Origin of the sequence: Acinetobacter sp. WC-323 (assembly GCF_000314615.1) — a bacterium.
GTDB classification, from domain to species: domain Bacteria; phylum Pseudomonadota; class Gammaproteobacteria; order Pseudomonadales; family Moraxellaceae; genus Acinetobacter; species Acinetobacter courvalinii.
The window spans coordinates 66,422-84,048 of the sequence record NZ_AMZS01000033.1; the positions used below are offsets into that span (position 1 = coordinate 66,422).

The following is a 17,627-nucleotide window of genomic DNA, read 5'->3' on the forward strand; positions in this document are numbered from 1 at the left end:
TCCCTTATTGATTTTTAAAGTTTGCCTGCCGTTTTTCCACAAAGGCCTGCATACCCTCTTTTTGATCTAAGGTCGCAAAAATCGAATGGAACATACGGCGCTCAAAACGCAGACCTTCCGTGAGATTGACCTCGAAGGCTCGATTGATGGTTTCTTTCAGCATCATGTTGGCGGTTAAAGAACGCGCTGCAATTTTTTCTGCGGCTTGTAGGGTCTGTTCTAGTAATTGTTCTTTGCTAAATACACGTGCCACCAAACCACTTTGCTCTGCCTCTACTGCACCCATTTGCCGTGCTGTAAAGCACATTTCCATGGCTTTGGCTTTCCCAATCGCATGGGTTAAACGCTGTGTACCACCAATGCCCGGTATGACACCTAAAGTCACTTCGGGTAAACCAAACTTGGCATTGTCAGCACAATAGATAAAGTCACACATCAGTGCCAGTTCACAACCACCACCCAGAGCATAGCCGCTCACTGCTGCGATAAGCGGTTTACGGCGTTGCGCGATTCGATCTGCCAGATGGAAAAAGTCGTCGAAGTAGATATCTGGAAATGCCAGATCAGCCATTTCCTTAATATCGGCACCTGCGGCAAAAGCCTTTTCAGAACCTGCCAATACCATGCAGCCAATCTCACGATCTTTTTCGAGTTGGTCTAAGGCCTGATTGATTTCACTAATCAATTCACTATTCAGCGCATTCAAGGCTTGCGGACGGTTCAGGGTAATCAGCCCAACCCCATGACGCTTTTCTAATAAAATACTGTTCCACTGCATGCTTGATTCCTTGCTTTGCTTTTATAGACTACGTGCGATCACTAAACGCTGGATATCGCTGGTGCCTTCATAAATCTGACAAATACGCGCATCACGGTAGATCCGCTCAATCGGGAAGTCTTTTAGATAGCCGTAGCCACCAAATACCTGTAATGCATTTGAACAGACCCGTTCGGTCATTTCCGAAGCGAACAGCTTGGCCATTGACGCTTCATTGAGACAGGGTTGCCCTGCTTCTTTGAGTCGTGCAGCGTAGTGCACCAGCTGTCGTGCCGCTTCGATTTCGGTCGCCATACTGGCAAGACGGAATGCCAGCGCCTGATGCTCAAAGATCGGTTTACCAAAGGTTAATCGTTCTTTGGCGTAGCGCGTAGCTTCTTCCAGCGCCGCCCGTGCCAGACCGACGGCCTGTGCGGCAATACCAATACGCCCCCCTTCCAGATTGGCCAGCGCGATTTTTAAACCTTCACCCTCTTTACCCAGCATCAGGCTTTTATGAATACGCACATCCGTCAGGGCAATCTGGCAGGTATCAGAGGCATGCAGGCCGAGTTTTTCTTCAACCCGAATCACTTCATAACCCGGCGTCTCACGTGGCACGAGGAAAGCGCTAATGCCCTTTTTACCGGCGCTCGGATCAGTCACTGCAAACACAATAATCACGCCTGCGTTATCACCCGAGGTAATAAATTGTTTGGCGCCATTCAGAATATAGTCATCACCATCTTTCACCGCGCGGGTTTTAATGGCTGCGGCATCTGAACCTGTATGCGGTTCAGTTAAGGCAAAAGCACCGATCATTTCACCTTGTGCCAAGGGTTTTAAAAAGCGTTCTTTCTGTTCATCGCTACCAAATTTTAAAATCGGCACACAGCCCACCGAGTTATGGACACTCATAATGGTTGAGGTCGCACCATCTGCTGCAGCGACTTCTTCAAGCGCCAATACATAGGCCAAATTACCTGTGTCAGAACCGCCCCATTGCTCTGGGATCAGCATGCCCATAAAACCGAGCTGCCCCATTTGTGCAAGGGCATCTTTGGGAAATGTGCCATCTCGATCCCAATCACTGGCATTGGGTTTAAGCTGTTCTTGGGCGAAACTTTTCGCCATATCACGTATTAAGACTTGTTCTTCGGTCAATTGCATCTTGTCTTCCTTACCCTGCCTTTGCTTGCTGTTTGGCAATTTCCTGATTACGTAATAAAAAGCGCTGAATCTTGCCACTTGGTGTTTTCGGCAGTTCAGTCACGAACTCGACCAGTCGTGGATAGGCATGTGCTGATAAGCGTTTTTTCACAAACTGGCTCAACTCTTCCGCCAATTGCTCCAGAGGTTGTATCCCCGCCGCCAGAATCACGAAAGCCTTCACTACTTCGGTACGGTCCGGATCGGGCACGCCGATGACTGCTGCTTCAACCACCGCATCATGCTCCAGCAAGGCACTTTCTACATCAAACGGCCCGATCCGGTAGCCTGAGGTGGTGATCACATCGTCACTACGCCCGACAAAGCTCATGCTGCCATCGGCATGTAACTCGGCGGTATCACCTGTGAGATAGTAGTGCCCGACAAACGGCGATTTACGACTTTCCTTATAGCCGCCAAACCACATCATCGGCGACTGGCTGATATCCACGGCCAGAATCCCTGGCGTATCTGCAGGTAGTTCCTCGCCCTGTTCATTGACCACGGCAACGCGATAACCTGCGCTGGCAAAACCGGCTGAACCTGCACGAATGCTATGACTTAAACCATGATGATTACACACCACCATACCGACTTCGGTTTGCCCATAATGATCATAAATCGGGGCATCCAGCACCTGCTTAAACCAGCGAATCACTTCAGGATTGAGCGGTTCCCCTGCACTGCTGACCACACGGAACTGGCCTTTTAACGGCGCCATCTGTGCCGGATCAGCCGCCATCATCATGCGATAAGCTGTGGGTGCACCCGCCAAGTTGTTAATTTTATAATCTTTCACAATTTGGCACAGGCTATCGGTACTAAAACCGCCTTCATAGAACAAGGTGGCATGACCCAAGAATAGTGGCCCTGTAATGGCATAGTACAAACCATAAGCCCAACCCGGATCGGCAATATTCCAGAAGGAATCCTCTTCCCTTAAACCAACCGCATCTTGCATATAGCGAGCAAACGCCAGCAAGGCCTTTAACGGTACTTCTAAAGGTTTGGCGGGTCCTGTGGTTCCTGAGGTAAACATCAATAAAAATGGATCTTGAAGGGTTCGCATGACCAAGTCACAATGCTCTGGTTGATGCTGTACTTCATCCCAAAAGTTAAAGTCACCTGACTTCAGCGGCGCACCGTGTGGATCAGCAACCGTGACAATTGCGGGACAATCTGCAATCTCATCCAGTTTGCTGCGGTTCGTCACATCGGTTACCACCAGCTTGCTTTGTGCCAGTTGCAGACGATGCTCAATTGCCTTGGGCCCAAAGGCTGTGAATAAGGGCTGATATACAGCGCCAATACGCCAAGCCGCGAAAATCGTCACCAGCAGTTCAGGCGTTCTCGGCAATAGACCTGAAATACGGTCACCCGCCTGCACGCCTTGCGACTTTAAAAAGTTGGCAAATTGACTCGACCATTGCTGTAACTGGCGAAAGGTATATTGTTCTTTTCGACCGTCTTTACCTTGCCAGTACAACGCGATTTTGTCGCCTTGCGCATGTCGGTCACAACATTCATAACAGGCATTCAGTGCCTGCATTGAACCGGATAACATCTGTTTTGCAGTGCTTTCCAGATCGAAAGCCTGAACCGTCTCTTTATAATTCAACATCTGTGTTCCCTCAGTCTGGATTCATTGTTATTCATGACAGGGTTTAATTTCTGAATAAAAGCCGTCCTTGGGCTTTCGTTTTTATGCCTCGGGCGGCAGGTATTGCTGGATAATGCTGGAAAAATCGAGATCCGCATGGCCACGCATGCACATTTGCTGATATAGCTGCTGCACCATTCCGCCTAATACCACAGGCTGCTTGACCTGCCCTGCGGCTTCAACTGCGAGACCCAAGTCTTTCAGCATCAACTGGGTGGCAAAACCATCCTGATAGCCCCGTGAAGCAGGGGCATTTTCACTGATATGTGGCCATGGGTTACAGACTTCCGAGCTCCAGCAACGACCGCTTGAGGTGTTGATCACGCCTGCCAAGGCTTGTGGATCAATACCGAGTTTGGCACCGAGTGCCATGCCTTCGGCCACCGCCGCCATGGAAATCCCGAGAATCAGGTTATTGCAGATTTTGGCAATCTGACCTGCGCCGACATCGCCACAATGCACCACGTTTTTGCCCATGTGACCGAGTACCGGTTTCACTTCATCAAAGGTCTGATCATTGGCACCGACCATAAAGGTCAGCGTACCGGCTTGTGCGCCAATGGTGCCGCCTGAAACAGGCGCATCGCAAATATGAATGTTTTTAGCTTGCGCAACTGCGGCAATGTCCTTGATGGTTTGCGGGTCAATGGTACTGCTGTCAATGCATAAGCTACCTGCTTTTAGCACGTCCAGAACCCCATTGTCACCTAAGTAAACGTCTTTGACATGCTTTGCCGCAGGTAACATGCTAATCACCACGTCGGCTTGTTTCGCCGCTGCCTGCGGGCTGTCGCAAACCACACCACCCGCCTCGGCAAAGTGCTGAATGGCCACGTCGCTGAGGTCATAACCATAGACGGTGAGTCCGGCTTTAAGCAGGTTTTGGGCCATTCTGCCGCCCATATTACCTAGACCGATAAAGGCGATATTCATCCGTGCTCCCCTTAACGTAAACTGATGGTGGTATTAACAGCGCCAACTTCGTGGCTGTCTTCAAACCAGCGACTGGTAATGGTTTTGGTCTGGGTATAGAACTGCACTGCCTGTTTGCCATAAGGTCCTAAATCACCGAGTTTTGAACCACGGGAACCGGTGAAACTAAAGAATGGTACAGGCACAGGAATTGGAATGTTGATTCCCACCTGACCGATATCAATCAGGTTCTGGAAAGTACGCGCAATCGCACCACTTTGCGTGAATAAGCCCACGCCATTACCAAATGGATTGGCATTGATCAGCGCAATCGCTTGTTCAAGCGTATCAACACAGATAATCGACAGTACAGGGCCAAAGATTTCCTCTTTATAAATGCGCATGTGGGTATTCACGCCACTAAAAATCGTCGCCCCGACAAAGTTACCTGCTTCATAACCTTGCACCTGAACCTCACGACCATCAAGCAGCAGTTCTGCGCCTTGCTCGACCCCGCTATTGATCAAGTCCAGTACACGGGCTTTGGCACGTTTTGAAATAACCGGGCCAATGTCGGTATTCGGCTCATGCCCTGCATTGACTGTTAAAGTCTTGGCTTTTTCAACCAGTTCTGGAATCCAGTGCTTGCTGTCACCGACCATCACCGCCACTGACAATGCCATACAACGTTGTCCTGCTGCACCAAAAGCGGCACCCACCAAGGCATTCAGGGTTTGTTCTTTATTGGCATCAGGCATTACCGCGACATGGTTTTTCGCGCCCATCATCGACTGCACACGTTTGCCATGTTGTCCTGCAAGGTTATAGACATGGGTGCCGACCGCAGTCGAACCGACAAATGAAATCGCTTTAATATCAGGATGGGTACATAGGCGATCCACCACTTCTTTACCGCCATGCACGACATTGAGTACACCCGCTGGAATGCCGGCCTGAATCGCCAGTTCTACCAGCATCATGGTCGAAAGTGGATCTTGTTCGGATGGTTTTAAAACAAAGGTATTGCCACAGACGATCGCCATCGGGAACATCCACAACGGAATCATGGCAGGGAAATTAAATGGGGTAATGCCCGCGCACACGCCCAATGGTTGCTGCAAGGTATAAGTATCGACACCACGCGCTACACCTTCGACGTATTCTCCCATTTGCAAGGTCCCGACTGAACAGGCATGTTCAACCACCTCCAAACCGCGTTGAATATCACCTTCCGCATCCGCCAGCGTTTTACCTTGTTCCGCCGTCAATACCTGTGCAATTTCTTTCATGTTGGCACGAATCAGTTCTTGCAGTTTCAGCATGATGCGCATACGTGCCTGGATCGGAGTTTGACGCCATGAAGCAAAAGCGTCTTGTGCAGCCTGGATCGCAGCATCAACTTCCTGCGCCGTTGCAAAGGGTACACGACCAATCACTTGCTGCGTCGCAGGGTTGACAATGTCTTGCCATTGCTGGGTTTCAGACTCGATAAAATTGCCGTTAATGAGTAATTTGGCGGTGTCCAACTGGATGTTCTGGATTGTATTCATAACCTCTCCATAGGTCGTATTTTTATTGTGTTAAATCATCGGAAATACACTTGCGTGGTATTTTCCTGATTGGGCTTTTATCTGAGACTAACAAAGAAAGCTTTGACCACCAATGCAAATTCATGCACGATTATTGTGCAAATATGCACAGGGAATACAATAACAATGAAAGTGGATTGGGATCATCTACAATTTTTTCTGGTTTTGGCAAGAACCAAGACCTTGACCAATGCAGCACGCGTGATAGGTGTCGAACATAGTACAGTCGCCAGACGGATTCAGGCCTTGGAGCAGACCTTAGGCACCACTCTGTTTAAGCGTGAAGCCACAGGCTATGAGCTAACGCTGGAAGGAATGGCACTGGTCCCACGGGTCGAACAAATGGAACAGGCTTTTCTGCAGATTGAAAAGCCCGATCAGCCTTTGCAAGGACGTGTGCGAATTGGCACACCGGAAGGCTTTGGTACGGCGTTTTTAGCCCGCTTGCTGGCAGAGTTTTCGATCCAGTACCCGTTGCTCACCATCGACCTGATTCCGGTACCGAAAATGATCAAGCTGTCGCATCGTGAAGCGGATATAGTGGTCTCGATTGAGCGTCCAACTTCGGGGCCTTATATCATTACCCGACTCTCCGATTATTGTTTAAAAATTTATGGCAGCCAGCGCTATCTGGCCCAAAACCCGCCGATTCGGGGTCTGGATGATTTAACCCAGCATCGTTTCGTCAATTATATTGATGATCTGGTGTATAGCCCGGAGCTGTATTGTCTGGAACGCTTACCCTTAAAATTGAGCGCCAACTTCCGGAGTAGCAGTATTCTGGCGCAACAGATTGCAGTCAGTGCAGGCGCAGGACTGGCGATTTTGCCCAAGTTTCTGGCCGATGATAAACCTGAGCTTGAAGCGGTATTGCAACAACAGGTGCGCTTTACCCATACCTTCTGGATGCTGACTTTTGTTGATCTACAACATGATCCGCGCATCAAACTGGTCTGGGATTATTTACGACAGCAGGCAGATCAATACCAACAGCTACTGGTGGACTAGACCAATTTAACCAGAGCATAAAAAAAAGCCGATCACTATAGATCGGCTTTCATCCACTCGGCAGGATTTATTGCACCAGTTCACGACCGAGTTTTTTCATTCTTGGCTTATACAGCAACTGATAGGTCACCGCCAACAAAATCACCCATAACGGACTGACATACAGTGCTTTTAAGGTATCTGGTTCCAATGCCAAAATCACCAGTGCAAATAGCAAGAAGGCAATCACCATATAAGACATGAAGACACCACCCGGCATTTTAAACTTCGACTGCGTATGCAGTTCCGGGCGTAACTTACGGTAGCGGATATAGCACACCATAATCAGACTCCAGACACTGATGAACAGAATGACACACAATGAACTCGCCAAGGTAAAGGCTTCAAGAGTATTCGGTACAAAGTATTGCAGTACTGCCCCACCCATGATGAACACACAGGAAAAGATCAGACCATTGGCAGGTACGGCACTTTTGGATAATCGTGCAAATGCATTCGGTGCCTGACCATCTTTAGACAGGCCAAACAGCATACGGCTGGTCGAGAATACACCACTGTTCATCGATGACATCACCGAAGATAGCACCACCAGATTCATGATAATAGCCGAGGTGACAATCCCTGCATTCATGAATAATTCCACAAACGGACTCTTGTCGGCACGGATAATGTTCCATGGCGTGACCGACATTACCACCAGTAAAGCCAGTACATAAAACAGGATAATCCGGATCGGAATGGCATTAATCGCTTTTGGCAGGTTCTTATGCGGATCTTTGGTTTCTGCCGCTGTGGTCCCAATCAGCTCTACCCCGACAAAGGCAAAGACTGCGATCTGGAAGCCCGCCAAGAAACCATCTAGTCCTTTAGGGAACATCCCGCCATGCGACCAGACATTACTGAGCGATGCCACCGCGCCATGTGGAGCATGGAAATGGCTAAAGATCATATAACCGCCGACACCAATCAGCCCGAGGATCGCCAGAATCTTGATCAGGGCAAACCAGAATTCAATTTCGCCAAACAGACGCACCGTCAGCAGATTCAGGAACAACACAAACAGCACACAACCGGCACTGATGGCGGCCTGCCCGATCGGGGTAAACATGGTGCCTTCGGGCAGCCAGAAGGTTAAATAGTTGATCACGGCGGCCAGATCTGCGATTCCGACCAGCACCCATCCCAGCCAGTAAGTCCAGCCCATATAGTAGCCGGCCCATGGGCCAATCAGGTCATGCGCCATGTCGACAAAAGATTTATAGTGTAAATTTGCCAGCAATAACTCACCGAGTGCTCGCATCAAAAAGAAGAACATCCCGCCGATAATCATGTAAATAAACAGAATCGATGGGCCTGCCAGTGAAATGGTTTTTCCTGAGCCCATGAACAGGCCCGTACCGATGGCACCGCCAATTGCAATCAGTTGCAAATGGCGATTGGAGAGTTTGCGCTGCAAGTCATGGGGCGACTGTTCGCCTTCTGACTGTTGATGTGTAACCGTCATAACCAAAAGTTCCTTTTTTACGTTTCCCTCATGAGCCAGCCTGTTATTGTTGTGCTATTGCTAGCCGTCCATTCCTGCGGGCTGACTCATTTTTAATTGCAAGAAAATACGTATCTCACTACGTTTTATCTACTGCAAATACGTTACTTTTCTTCTTTTTTTATATTTTTTAAGCAAAAATAAAGCAGATCGCTTTATTTTTGTGCTGCAACAACCGCAATTTCGATCAACCACTTTGGATTGACCAGATCTGCCTGAATGGTGGCACGTGAAGGCGCAACATGACCTTTTAACCAGTCAATCCAGATGGTGTTGACCACAGGAAAATCTGAAAGATCCTTTAAAAACAGTTGCGCAGAGAGCAAGCGTGATTTATCGGTTCCTGCTGAAGCCAGTAATTGCTCGATGGTGGCAAGCACTTCACGGGTTTGTCCTTCAATATCCAGATCGGCATTTTTAGGCACCTGACCGGACAAATACACCACTTTATTGAATACCGTTACCGCACTCATGACTTCGTTGGTGTTGATCTTTTGAATATCTGAATTTGACATGATTATTTCCTTATTCCTGATAGATAAAATTGACACGTGCCGTCACGCCGCACATCAGTTCATAACCAATGGTGCCTGAGGTCGCCGCGACATCGTCAATCGGTAAAATTGTTCCTGTGCTGGATTGACCCCATAGCACCACTTCACTGCCCACCTGTGCATCATGGATCGGGGTCAGGTCCACCGCCAGCATATCCATGCTGACACGACCAATGGTTCGGGTCCGGATTCCGTTAACCAGTACCGGCGTACCAGTCGCTGAAATGCGTTGGTAACCATCGGCATAACCACACGCAACAATACCGATCCGGATTGGCTGGTCGGCTATATAGCTGGAGCCGTAACCGACACTTTCATTGGCATTGAGTTGTTGCACGGCAATGATTTCACTGCGCAAGCTCATGGTTGGCGCAAGGCCCCAGTCCTGAATGCTATGTTTGGGATAATCGGGAGAACTGCCGTACAGCATGATGCCGCCGCGCACGTAATCCGATTGTAATTGCGTTTGATATCTTAAGATTGCAGCACTATTACTGACCGATCTTTGGCCCGGTAAATCCTGAATGGTGGCTTCAAACTCGCTGAGCTGATAGTCAATGCCCTTCTGGCCGAAACGATCACCATCGGCATCGGAAAAATGCATCATATGGGTCACTGAACTCACTTGCGCAGACGAAGACAACTGCTGCCAGATCTCACGATAGTGCGCTGGCTTGAAACCTAAACGGTTCATGCCACTGTTCATTTTCAGGAAAATATCAAATTGGGCGGGATAGGGATGTTGCTGCAACCAGGCCAGCTGCTGCTCACTATGCACAGTAAAACTTAATTGGTACTGCACACAATCAAACAGGTCTTGCGGAGAGAAAATTCCTTCCAGCAATAAAATCGGGCCGGTCCAGCCTAAAGCACGTAGACGTTTTGCCTCCTCGAGATCGAGTAAGGCAAAACCATCGGCACTTTTAAAAGCATCATAGACCCGTTCAATCCCATGCCCATACGCATTGGCTTTGACCACGGCAAAGACTTTGCTGTTAGGAACCGACTGCCTGACCACCGCCAGATTCTGGCGTAAGGCCTGGGCATGAATCACCGCAGTAATCGGGCGAGGCATACTAAACTTCCTTGTAAAGCGTGGTTATGCAGCGTGTGAATAACGCTGAATGGATAAACCGTCCGTACTGATCTCTGGACGATGGTTCATGACCAGATCACTGATCAACTTGCCAGAACCGCACGCCATGGTCCAACCAAGCGTTCCATGACCGGTATTCAGGAACAGATTCTTATATTTTGTTGCACCAATAATCGGGGTACTGTCTGGGGTCATCGGACGTAAGCCGGTCCAGAATGAAGCCTGAGATAAGTCACCGCCCGGGAACAGGTCCTGAGTCACCATTTCCAGCGTGGCACGACGGTCTTGTTTCAGTCCCAGATTAAAACCACTCAGTTCTGCCATACCACCAACGCGGATACGCTGGTCAAAGCGCGTTAAGGCAACTTTATAGGTTTCATCCAGTACCGTTGATTGTGGTGCAAATTTTGGTTCCACAATTGGAATGGTCAGTGAATAGCCCTTAACCGGATACACAGGCAAATTCAGCTCAAGCGGTTTAAGGAAATCACGTGAATAACTACCAAAGGCCAGAACATAACGATCGGCAGTCAGGACTTCACCATTGACCACCACACCTTTGATCTGGTCGCCTTCAACAATCAGGTTTTCGACATTTTGATCAAACTTGAACTCTACGCCCAGGTCTTGCGCCAGTTTCGCCAAAGCATTGGTAAACAGATAACAATCGCCGGTTTCATCATTCGGTAAATGCAAACCACCGACCAGTTTATCGGTATGCGCTAAAGCAGGTTCAACACTTGCTAGTTCCTGGGCATTGAGTAAATCAAAATCAACGCCACACTCTTTGAGGACTTCAATATCACGTTGTACCGCTTCAAGCTGCGCTTCGCTACGGAACACTTGCAAGGTGCCTTTGGCGCGGTTTTCGTAGTTGATGCCCGTTTGCGCTCTTAGGTCACGTAAGCAGTCACGGCTATATTCTGCGACACGCATCATGCGTTCTTTATTGACTGCATAGCTCTGTGGATTACAGTTTTTCAGCATCTGTGCCATCCACTGCAACTGCCACATACTGCCATCAATATTAATCGCTAACGGTGCATGATGCTGGAACATCCACTTGACCGCTTTAAACGGAATGCCGGGGGCTGCCCACGGCGTTGAATATCCTGGGGAGATTTGGCCTGCGTTACCAAAGCTGGTTTCTTTTGCAGGTCCTGATTGACGGTCAAGCACCGTCACTTGCGCACCTTGTTGTGCAAGATAATAGGCACTTGCCACACCAATGACGCCACTTCCTAAAACGATTACGCGCATCGTCGTTCCCTCACGCACACACTAGTTTATTTAACTAGTATATTTTTGGATCAATAGTTTTTTTCACTGATTTTATGGGTATAATCCAGGTAATTTGATGTTTTCGTCACGGAAAAATTAAAATAAAAGGGAATATATGATGCGTAAATTAGACCGGATTGATCGCCTGATTTTAGATATTCTGCAGCGGGAAGGACGTATTGCGATCAGTGAGCTGGCTTCACGGGTCAACTTATCGACCACCCCCTGTTCAGAACGGGTCAAGCGCTTGGAGCGTGAAGGCATCATCATGGGCTACTACGCCCGCCTCAATCCGGAATACGTCGACCGAAACCTGTTGGTGTTTCTGGAAATCAAACTGTCGGCGAAATCGGGCGATGTCTTTGATCAGGTCGCACGTGATCTGGTGGATATTCCAGAGGTTCTGGAATGCCATCTGATTTCAGGAGAATTTGATTATCTGGTGAAGGCCCGCCTTAAAGAAATGAGTGCCTACCGTCGTCTGTTAGGGGATTTACTGAAAAAACTACCCGCCTCGGCTTCTTCACATAGCTATGTGGTGATGGAGGAAGTGAAAGAATCTTTATATCTGGATATGGGTGTCTAGCATCCAAACATACGCAATAAAAAAGCCCTTCGATCAGGGCTTTTATTCAGACAGTAATCCTATCACTCATCTTCTTCATCGTAAATATAGCTCATACAGCCCCAGCCATCATATTCACCATTGAATTCCTGAGCGATCTTGGTCATCCATTCTTCCAGATCTGCTATATCTTCGTATTCCAGTGTCATGTTGACATGAATATTCAATACCCACAGATCCGAGCCATCGGAGTGCTGTTCTTCCTGAAACAGGGAAATTTTCTGTTCTTGATGCAACAGGTGTAAGGCACATTTTTCAATCTGTTGCTGCGTCTCAAACACAATCGAAAATTCAACTTCATGCGGTTCATTCAGGTCATTACCATCTTCAACCATTTGCCACAGTACGTTGCCGTTATCATTATCTGGAAATTTGTCATAATCACGTGTCATATGCATATCCTTTGTTGTGTTTTGGAGTTGATATTTGGCTATAGATTAACCGATTTTTATTGCAGTTTTTAGACGTGTTAACAACATTATTGTAGTGAAAAAATAAATAGCTTTAGTGAATGATCTATTCGCTCACTCAAATACAATCGATAGCACCACCTGATCGAGGCAGCGGATTCCGTTTTCATAAATCGGTGCCGGATAATCTTTAAAAACATCCGCTTCAATATGTGACAGCCTAAAGCCGCATTTTTGATACAGCGCCAACTGATCCAGACTGGAATTCCCGGTCTTGACCCATAACGTATGGACCTTCAGCTGTTGAGTATAGGCAATCGCATGCTGAATCAGTGTCTTAGCCAAACCCTGGCCTTGATAACCTGCATCTACAGCCAGATTTTTAATTTCAGCCTGAGCATCGCTTTTGCATAAACACAGCTGGGCAATGATCTGTGCCTGCTGATTGAGCAGCACAAACATATCTGAGTTAAATAGATAGGCCTCTATCGCCGCCCAATCCGGATCGGCCTCCAGCAACAAGGTTTTGAGTTGCCATTGTTGTGTAGGCAGTAATGTCTGCCAAAGCACCTGTTGAATCGAATACATTAGCTTGCCTGTTTTTTGTGGTCTTTTAGAAGTTTACCTCAGAATGAATTTCAACCTGATGCTGCCTGAGTGGATGCTGAAAGGCCAGATAAGCGGCATGCAGTGCCATGCGGGTTAAATGAAAGCGGGCAGGCTCAGGATGATACAGTTTATCCCCCATGATCGGATGACCAATGTGCATCATGTGCACCCGCAATTGATGCGAACGCCCTGTTACCGGTTCCAGACGGACACGGCTTTGATCGGTTGCCGCATCATAATCGATACGCTGGAATAAGGTTTTGGCCTGCTTGCCCAGTTCAAAATGCACCATCTGGCGTGGACGGTTTTCCCAATCGGTAATTAACGGAACGTCAACACTGCCCTCGGCCTGAATCTCGCCTTGTACCAGTGCTTGATAATATTTCTTGACGGTTCGTGCCTGAAACATTTTACTGACGGCGACTTCTGCTTCCCGATGCTTGGCAAACATCAACAGCCCGGAAGTCGCCATATCCAGACGATGCGTCACTTTGGCCGCAGGATGCTGTTGTAAAACCCGTAAATAGGCACTGTCCTGATGCTCGGGTAAACGCCCCATTACCGATAATAATCCCGCAGGCTTGTTCACCACAATCAGGTCCTCATCTTCATAGACGATTTCTAAGGGATGTGGTGGAGGAGCATATACAAAGTTGTCATTTAAAGGCATGAGAAAATAGCTAGGCAGGCACAAGGACGGAAACAGCAGCGATTATAGTGCTGCAAAACAGTTTCGCAACAGGCTTATGTTATTGGTCAGAGTGGTGAATGATTAAGAATGAACTTTGATGCCTTTGCTTAAGTTGTCTTTATATTTCTGTTCCAGCAAGGCAATGTCCCGGTTTAAAAAGGCGATCAGATAGTCTTTTGCCCGCGCCAGACTTAACTGTTTAAAGGCGATGGTCTCTTTGCTTTTACGGGTCACCAGTCCAAATACATCTTTTTTCGGCACAATCACCACAACATCACTGTCCAGTTTAAATTCCAGTTGTTGTGATTTGGCATAGGCATCCAGCGTAATGGCAATGGTCTGATCGGTATCAAGATCGGTCACGATAAAACGGGTATCGGCACCGTTGAGCTGTAATTGACGAACCAGTTGCTGACGCCAGCTCATCTCGTCAAATTTAATTAAAATCGAGGCCAGGTCAAATGTCCCCATCGCATCGATTTCATTACGATTGATCTGATGGGGATAGCGGATTTTAAGCTCAAACTGATTCATTCTTGTATTGACCTGTTCCTGTGATCATGTTTTGATTTTTAGGTATAAAGAAAATTATATCATTTTGTTTTTTAATATAAAAATATCGACTTATCTTCATAATGGCAGGATTACAGGATGGATATCACATTCGTTTTTGATTTTATTGATGCAGTGTTTATTATTTGGCGCTGATTATTATTTTCTATTTGGTTAAATTTTTTAGGGTATCAAGGGAAAACAGAGGTTGTTTACTTCAACACCTATGACTTTGTAAGCCATAACCTTTGCCTATAAACTTTTGATCTATAGCGTCCTAAGCCGAATCGAGACCTTTTGGGTACGTACACACTTGCTTTGTAAGCGTCGGTGCATGCTACTCTTTTCGATCCCTTTCACACCCTTGAGACATAGTTTAGGCAGATCACGACGGGATTGTTTTCCTAAAAACTGCTATTTTTAACGCTCAATGAAATAATTTTGCATACTAAAAGATAAATCTTGAAATATTTCCCACTTCCAGTAAAAAACTACGATTTATATTCCGATAAATTCAAATTTACATGTGTATTTTTTCAAAAAGAGATTGTGATTTAGGCCCAAATCACCATAATCGCGGCCACAATCACCAGCCACAGACCTAAATGATCGGTTTTGGCGAGTTTCTCCTTAAAGAAAAAAGCCGAGATCAGCAAACTAAATAAGATTTCGACCTGCCCCAGCGTTTTGACAATGGCGACGGTCTGCATACTCATGGCACTAAACCAGCCGACCGAGGCCAGAAAACTACAGATACTCACTCTTAAGGTCAGCCCAACACGCTGCCACATTTTATAGAGCGTCGGGCGGCTAAAAAATCCGAGATAGATCAGCAATATCATGCATTGAAAGCTGATCAGACTGCATAACACCCAAGCGGCACGATGCAGGAATGGCAACATGCTCAGTTCCAGACTGGCTTCACGCACCAATAAAGAGGTGATGGCAAAACAAAGCCCACTGCCCAGCCCAATCATCAGGGTTTTTAAGGATAAATCAGACTGTTGCTTACCTTTACTCAGTAAGAATACTGCAAGTGCCCCAATCACCACGCCAACCCAGCCCCATGTGCTGAGATGTTCCTGTAAGAACAGTACCCCGACCAAGGCGGCCAAGATCGCTTCACTTTTGGCCAGTCCCACCCCAATGGCATAGTTCTTTTGCTGAAACAGTTTCACCATCAAGGCCGTGGCATAAATCTGGCTAATCCCTGCAATCACAATATAGAACCAGAATTTATCGGAAAAATGCACCGATGCGGTGACAGGCTGGTGTAAATAGAGAAAGGCCAGATAGCTAAAGGCAAAGATCGGTGAAAAGATAAATCGCGCCAGCGTAGTACCGTAGACATCGACGCTAGTGCTGAGTTGTTTTTGAAATGCATTGCGCCAAGCCTGCATGAATGCAGCCATCAGGGTAAACAGAATCCAAGTAATCATCATAAGCTTGAACGCAATATTATCAGTGCCGCTAATTTACGCGGTTCTGGCTGTTTTTTCGATAGTCGTCCGTGCTTAAAAACTTAAATCATTAAAGTCTTTTACTTTGGACAGATAGATCGGCGGCTGCTTGATTTTGCTCCATGTTTCTTTAAATCTTGGATCTTCTTCTGGGTCTTGGCTTAAATTTTCACGAATGAGTTTTTTACCCGTTAAAAAGTTAATACTGGTCTGGCTTTGAATGAGCGGGCCGTGATTGCTTGAATCATCATAACCAATCAGGCGTAGATCACTACCTTCCAAGCGGAATAGATAACGCCAATAACCATAACGGCCATGCGAATAATAGACACTCAATAGATTATTTTTAATTTCAAACCATAGATCAGGTGGGAAATAGACCCCGCCATCTTCATTTTCCGAGCTAAAACAATTTAGGTTAGTGACGATCGGTTTGTATGTACCTTTTTGATTCAGCAATACAATCACACCACGGCGGTTGCGGTCTAAGCGCCCACGATATTCATCCTGTACAAAGGCTTTGGGATCTGTGGCTTTGACGATCAGCACCACATCCTTCAGACCATCTTTATTCAGGTCGCCTTCTATCGCTTCAAACAGTTGATATTTTGCAGGGAGATAAGCTTTATAGGTCACTTTATCTTTGCGCAGCTTCAGCTCTTCTGCCGTTGGCTGTGCTTGAGCAAACGTTGTTTGTGGCAATATGGATAGGCTTGAGCAAGCCAAGATCAGTGCAATACATTTCTTATTCATTGTTATTTCATCATTTAGGACGTGATTACTGTTATGTTTACAGGGAATGGCTGAGTTTCTGCTGGCGTTTTGCACGAATCCAGCGTGCCGTGACGATCACTAAAATAATGACCACAACGGTAATCACCACAGGCATGATAAAGGCCAGTATTGATAATAAGATCGAGCCAATCAGTTCACCGGTAGCTACCACAAAATTACCCAGCCCACCTGTGGTTGCGGTCGAAACTCCGCGTGCCGCTACGGTACTCATTTGCACCACGCCTGCGGTTCCACCACCGACAATCAGCGCCGCGGCCCAAGTGGCAAACTGGGACATTTCACCACTGCTCACCGCCATCGTGGTCAGTGTCCCTGCCACTACAGCCGCAGGTGTAGCAATGGTATCTAACAGGTTATCTACCCAAGGCACATAGTAGGCTGCAATTTCACAGATTGTGGCAAAACCCAGTGCCATACACACCGATGGAAGTGCCAGCCATTCAAAGCCTTGGGCAGGTTGATACCATCCCATAAGGGTGGCAATACTCATCGCCAATAGCGGCACAAAGACACGAAACCCACAGGCTGCGCTGAGTCCAACGCCAATACAGAGTCCTAAAATTGTTTCCATCACGGATTACCTTTCTATGCCTATGACAGGTCTTGTTATTTACATCTTATTTTTAAGGTAACAAAAAGCCCTATCAAGGGATAGGGCTTTTATTCAAACAGTGGATAACTGTTTGGTATTTTGCGGCTTAGGCATTCTTACTGTTGAATTGATTGCCAAGGCATTTGGTACACGGAGGTAAACGATCAGTACCAATTTCTAAATAGGTGCGGTGTCCGCATTGAACACAAAAATAGAAGCCTGTTCCAGGTTTTTCGCCAGCAGTTACCATCTTTGCTCTCCATAGATTTTAGAAATGGTACATA

At 47.1% G+C, this 17,627-nt stretch carries 19 protein-coding genes; 2 read left to right on the top strand and 17 right to left on the bottom strand.

Annotation, left to right across the window (positions count from 1 at the left end):
• Positions 1 to 4: 4 nt before the first annotated feature.
• From ACINWC323_RS13005 to ACINWC323_RS12985, 5 genes are all read right to left on the bottom strand, one after another.
• On the bottom strand, positions 5 to 778 hold the full coding sequence (locus ACINWC323_RS13005) for an enoyl-CoA hydratase (protein ID WP_009510510.1): 774 nt from the start codon (positions 776 to 778) through the stop codon (positions 5 to 7).
• Between the two features lie 21 nt (positions 779 to 799).
• Positions 800 to 1,927, bottom strand: coding sequence for an acyl-CoA dehydrogenase family protein (locus tag ACINWC323_RS13000; protein ID WP_009510504.1), 1,128 nt, complete (start codon positions 1,925 to 1,927; stop codon positions 800 to 802).
• 10 nt (positions 1,928 to 1,937) lie between these two features.
• Positions 1,938 to 3,587, bottom strand: a complete 1,650-nt coding sequence (locus tag ACINWC323_RS12995; protein ID WP_009510484.1) for an AMP-binding protein — start codon at positions 3,585 to 3,587, stop codon at positions 1,938 to 1,940.
• An 81-nt stretch (positions 3,588 to 3,668) separates the two neighbouring features.
• Positions 3,669 to 4,559 (bottom strand): 3-hydroxyisobutyrate dehydrogenase, encoded by an 891-nt coding sequence (gene mmsB, locus ACINWC323_RS12990; RefSeq protein WP_009510343.1) that lies wholly within the window; start codon positions 4,557 to 4,559, stop codon positions 3,669 to 3,671.
• Between the two features lie 11 nt (positions 4,560 to 4,570).
• Positions 4,571 to 6,088: a CoA-acylating methylmalonate-semialdehyde dehydrogenase gene (locus ACINWC323_RS12985; RefSeq protein WP_009510405.1), complete on the bottom strand. Its 1,518-nt coding sequence runs from the start codon at positions 6,086 to 6,088 to the stop codon at positions 4,571 to 4,573.
• A gap of 165 nt (positions 6,089 to 6,253) precedes the next feature.
• Here ACINWC323_RS12985 and ACINWC323_RS12980 point away from each other — a divergent pair, with 165 nt between their 5' ends.
• The gene (locus ACINWC323_RS12980; protein ID WP_005228339.1) at positions 6,254 to 7,135 is read left to right on the top strand and encodes a LysR family transcriptional regulator; all 882 of its coding nucleotides are present in this window, start codon (positions 6,254 to 6,256) and stop codon (positions 7,133 to 7,135) included.
• A 67-nt stretch (positions 7,136 to 7,202) separates the two neighbouring features.
• On the opposite strand, the gene ACINWC323_RS12975 is transcribed toward ACINWC323_RS12980, so the two are convergent.
• The 4 genes from ACINWC323_RS12975 to ACINWC323_RS12960 all read right to left on the bottom strand — a co-directional run bounded on the left by ACINWC323_RS12975 (position 7,203) and on the right by ACINWC323_RS12960 (position 11,588).
• Positions 7,203 to 8,639 carry an amino acid permease gene (locus ACINWC323_RS12975; protein ID WP_009510496.1) on the bottom strand — a complete coding sequence of 479 codons (1,437 nt, stop codon included), beginning with the start codon at positions 8,637 to 8,639 and terminating at the stop codon, positions 7,203 to 7,205.
• Positions 8,640 to 8,833: 194 nt separating this feature from the next.
• Entirely contained in the window at positions 8,834 to 9,193 is a 360-nt protein-coding gene (locus tag ACINWC323_RS12970; RefSeq protein WP_004773310.1) for a RidA family protein, read from the bottom strand.
• Positions 9,194 to 9,203: 10 nt separating this feature from the next.
• Positions 9,204 to 10,307: an alanine racemase gene (alr, locus tag ACINWC323_RS12965; RefSeq protein ID WP_009510434.1), complete on the bottom strand. Its 1,104-nt coding sequence runs from the start codon at positions 10,305 to 10,307 to the stop codon at positions 9,204 to 9,206.
• A gap of 24 nt (positions 10,308 to 10,331) precedes the next feature.
• The gene (locus tag ACINWC323_RS12960; RefSeq protein WP_005281316.1) at positions 10,332 to 11,588 is read right to left on the bottom strand and encodes a D-amino acid dehydrogenase; all 1,257 of its coding nucleotides are present in this window, start codon (positions 11,586 to 11,588) and stop codon (positions 10,332 to 10,334) included.
• A 139-nt stretch (positions 11,589 to 11,727) separates the two neighbouring features.
• Here ACINWC323_RS12960 and ACINWC323_RS12955 point away from each other — a divergent pair, with 139 nt between their 5' ends.
• Positions 11,728 to 12,195 (top strand): Lrp/AsnC ligand binding domain-containing protein, encoded by a 468-nt coding sequence (locus tag ACINWC323_RS12955; protein ID WP_004773316.1) that lies wholly within the window; start codon positions 11,728 to 11,730, stop codon positions 12,193 to 12,195.
• A 62-nt stretch (positions 12,196 to 12,257) separates the two neighbouring features.
• Here ACINWC323_RS12955 and ACINWC323_RS12950 read toward each other — a convergent pair whose 3' ends face one another.
• The 8 genes from ACINWC323_RS12950 to ACINWC323_RS19675 form a co-directional block, all read right to left on the bottom strand.
• On the bottom strand, positions 12,258 to 12,626 hold the full coding sequence (locus ACINWC323_RS12950; protein ID WP_005228335.1) for a ribonuclease E inhibitor RraB: 369 nt from the start codon (positions 12,624 to 12,626) through the stop codon (positions 12,258 to 12,260).
• 132 nt (positions 12,627 to 12,758) lie between these two features.
• Positions 12,759 to 13,232 carry a GNAT family N-acetyltransferase gene (locus ACINWC323_RS12945; protein ID WP_009510408.1) on the bottom strand — a complete coding sequence of 158 codons (474 nt, stop codon included), beginning with the start codon at positions 13,230 to 13,232 and terminating at the stop codon, positions 12,759 to 12,761.
• Between the two features lie 25 nt (positions 13,233 to 13,257).
• Entirely contained in the window at positions 13,258 to 13,923 is a 666-nt protein-coding gene (locus ACINWC323_RS12940) for an RluA family pseudouridine synthase (protein ID WP_009510490.1), read from the bottom strand.
• A 102-nt stretch (positions 13,924 to 14,025) separates the two neighbouring features.
• Positions 14,026 to 14,478: a hypothetical protein gene (locus ACINWC323_RS12935; RefSeq protein WP_009510333.1), complete on the bottom strand. Its 453-nt coding sequence runs from the start codon at positions 14,476 to 14,478 to the stop codon at positions 14,026 to 14,028.
• Positions 14,479 to 15,050: 572 nt separating this feature from the next.
• Entirely contained in the window at positions 15,051 to 15,938 is an 888-nt protein-coding gene (locus ACINWC323_RS12930; protein WP_009510445.1) for a DMT family transporter, read from the bottom strand.
• Positions 15,939 to 16,010: 72 nt separating this feature from the next.
• Complete coding sequence (locus ACINWC323_RS12925; protein WP_009510502.1) at positions 16,011 to 16,709, bottom strand: hypothetical protein; 699 nt, start codon at positions 16,707 to 16,709, stop codon at positions 16,011 to 16,013.
• A gap of 37 nt (positions 16,710 to 16,746) precedes the next feature.
• A complete protein-coding gene (locus ACINWC323_RS12920) occupies positions 16,747 to 17,322 on the bottom strand; it encodes a DUF4126 domain-containing protein (protein ID WP_009510492.1) in 576 nt (191 codons plus the stop codon).
• Between the two features lie 127 nt (positions 17,323 to 17,449).
• Positions 17,450 to 17,593, bottom strand: coding sequence for a zinc ribbon-containing protein (locus ACINWC323_RS19675; RefSeq protein WP_004637424.1), 144 nt, complete (start codon positions 17,591 to 17,593; stop codon positions 17,450 to 17,452).
• Positions 17,594 to 17,627: the final 34 nt, after the last annotated feature.

What these genes read in the sequence shown, in the direction of transcription:
- ACINWC323_RS13005 (WP_009510510.1), bottom strand. Translation starts at nt 778, where the DNA reads ATGCAGTGGAACAGTATTTTATTAGAAAAGCGTCATGGGGTTGGGCTG.
- ACINWC323_RS13000 (WP_009510504.1), bottom strand. Translation starts at nt 1,927, where the DNA reads ATGCAATTGACCGAAGAACAAGTCTTAATACGTGATATGGCGAAAAGT.
- ACINWC323_RS12995 (WP_009510484.1), bottom strand. Translation starts at nt 3,587, where the DNA reads ATGTTGAATTATAAAGAGACGGTTCAGGCTTTCGATCTGGAAAGCACT.
- mmsB (WP_009510343.1), bottom strand. Translation starts at nt 4,559, where the DNA reads ATGAATATCGCCTTTATCGGTCTAGGTAATATGGGCGGCAGAATGGCC.
- ACINWC323_RS12985 (WP_009510405.1), bottom strand. Translation starts at nt 6,088, where the DNA reads ATGAATACAATCCAGAACATCCAGTTGGACACCGCCAAATTACTCATT.
- ACINWC323_RS12980 (WP_005228339.1), top strand. Translation starts at nt 6,254, where the DNA reads ATGAAAGTGGATTGGGATCATCTACAATTTTTTCTGGTTTTGGCAAGA.
- ACINWC323_RS12975 (WP_009510496.1), bottom strand. Translation starts at nt 8,639, where the DNA reads ATGACGGTTACACATCAACAGTCAGAAGGCGAACAGTCGCCCCATGAC.
- ACINWC323_RS12970 (WP_004773310.1), bottom strand. Translation starts at nt 9,193, where the DNA reads ATGTCAAATTCAGATATTCAAAAGATCAACACCAACGAAGTCATGAGT.
- alr (WP_009510434.1), bottom strand. Translation starts at nt 10,307, where the DNA reads ATGCCTCGCCCGATTACTGCGGTGATTCATGCCCAGGCCTTACGCCAG.
- ACINWC323_RS12960 (WP_005281316.1), bottom strand. Translation starts at nt 11,588, where the DNA reads ATGCGCGTAATCGTTTTAGGAAGTGGCGTCATTGGTGTGGCAAGTGCC.
- ACINWC323_RS12955 (WP_004773316.1), top strand. Translation starts at nt 11,728, where the DNA reads ATGCGTAAATTAGACCGGATTGATCGCCTGATTTTAGATATTCTGCAG.
- ACINWC323_RS12950 (WP_005228335.1), bottom strand. Translation starts at nt 12,626, where the DNA reads ATGACACGTGATTATGACAAATTTCCAGATAATGATAACGGCAACGTA.
- ACINWC323_RS12945 (WP_009510408.1), bottom strand. Translation starts at nt 13,232, where the DNA reads ATGTATTCGATTCAACAGGTGCTTTGGCAGACATTACTGCCTACACAA.
- ACINWC323_RS12940 (WP_009510490.1), bottom strand. Translation starts at nt 13,923, where the DNA reads ATGCCTTTAAATGACAACTTTGTATATGCTCCTCCACCACATCCCTTA.
- ACINWC323_RS12935 (WP_009510333.1), bottom strand. Translation starts at nt 14,478, where the DNA reads ATGAATCAGTTTGAGCTTAAAATCCGCTATCCCCATCAGATCAATCGT.
- ACINWC323_RS12930 (WP_009510445.1), bottom strand. Translation starts at nt 15,938, where the DNA reads ATGATGATTACTTGGATTCTGTTTACCCTGATGGCTGCATTCATGCAG.
- ACINWC323_RS12925 (WP_009510502.1), bottom strand. Translation starts at nt 16,709, where the DNA reads ATGAATAAGAAATGTATTGCACTGATCTTGGCTTGCTCAAGCCTATCC.
- ACINWC323_RS12920 (WP_009510492.1), bottom strand. Translation starts at nt 17,322, where the DNA reads ATGGAAACAATTTTAGGACTCTGTATTGGCGTTGGACTCAGCGCAGCC.
- ACINWC323_RS19675 (WP_004637424.1), bottom strand. Translation starts at nt 17,593, where the DNA reads ATGGTAACTGCTGGCGAAAAACCTGGAACAGGCTTCTATTTTTGTGTT.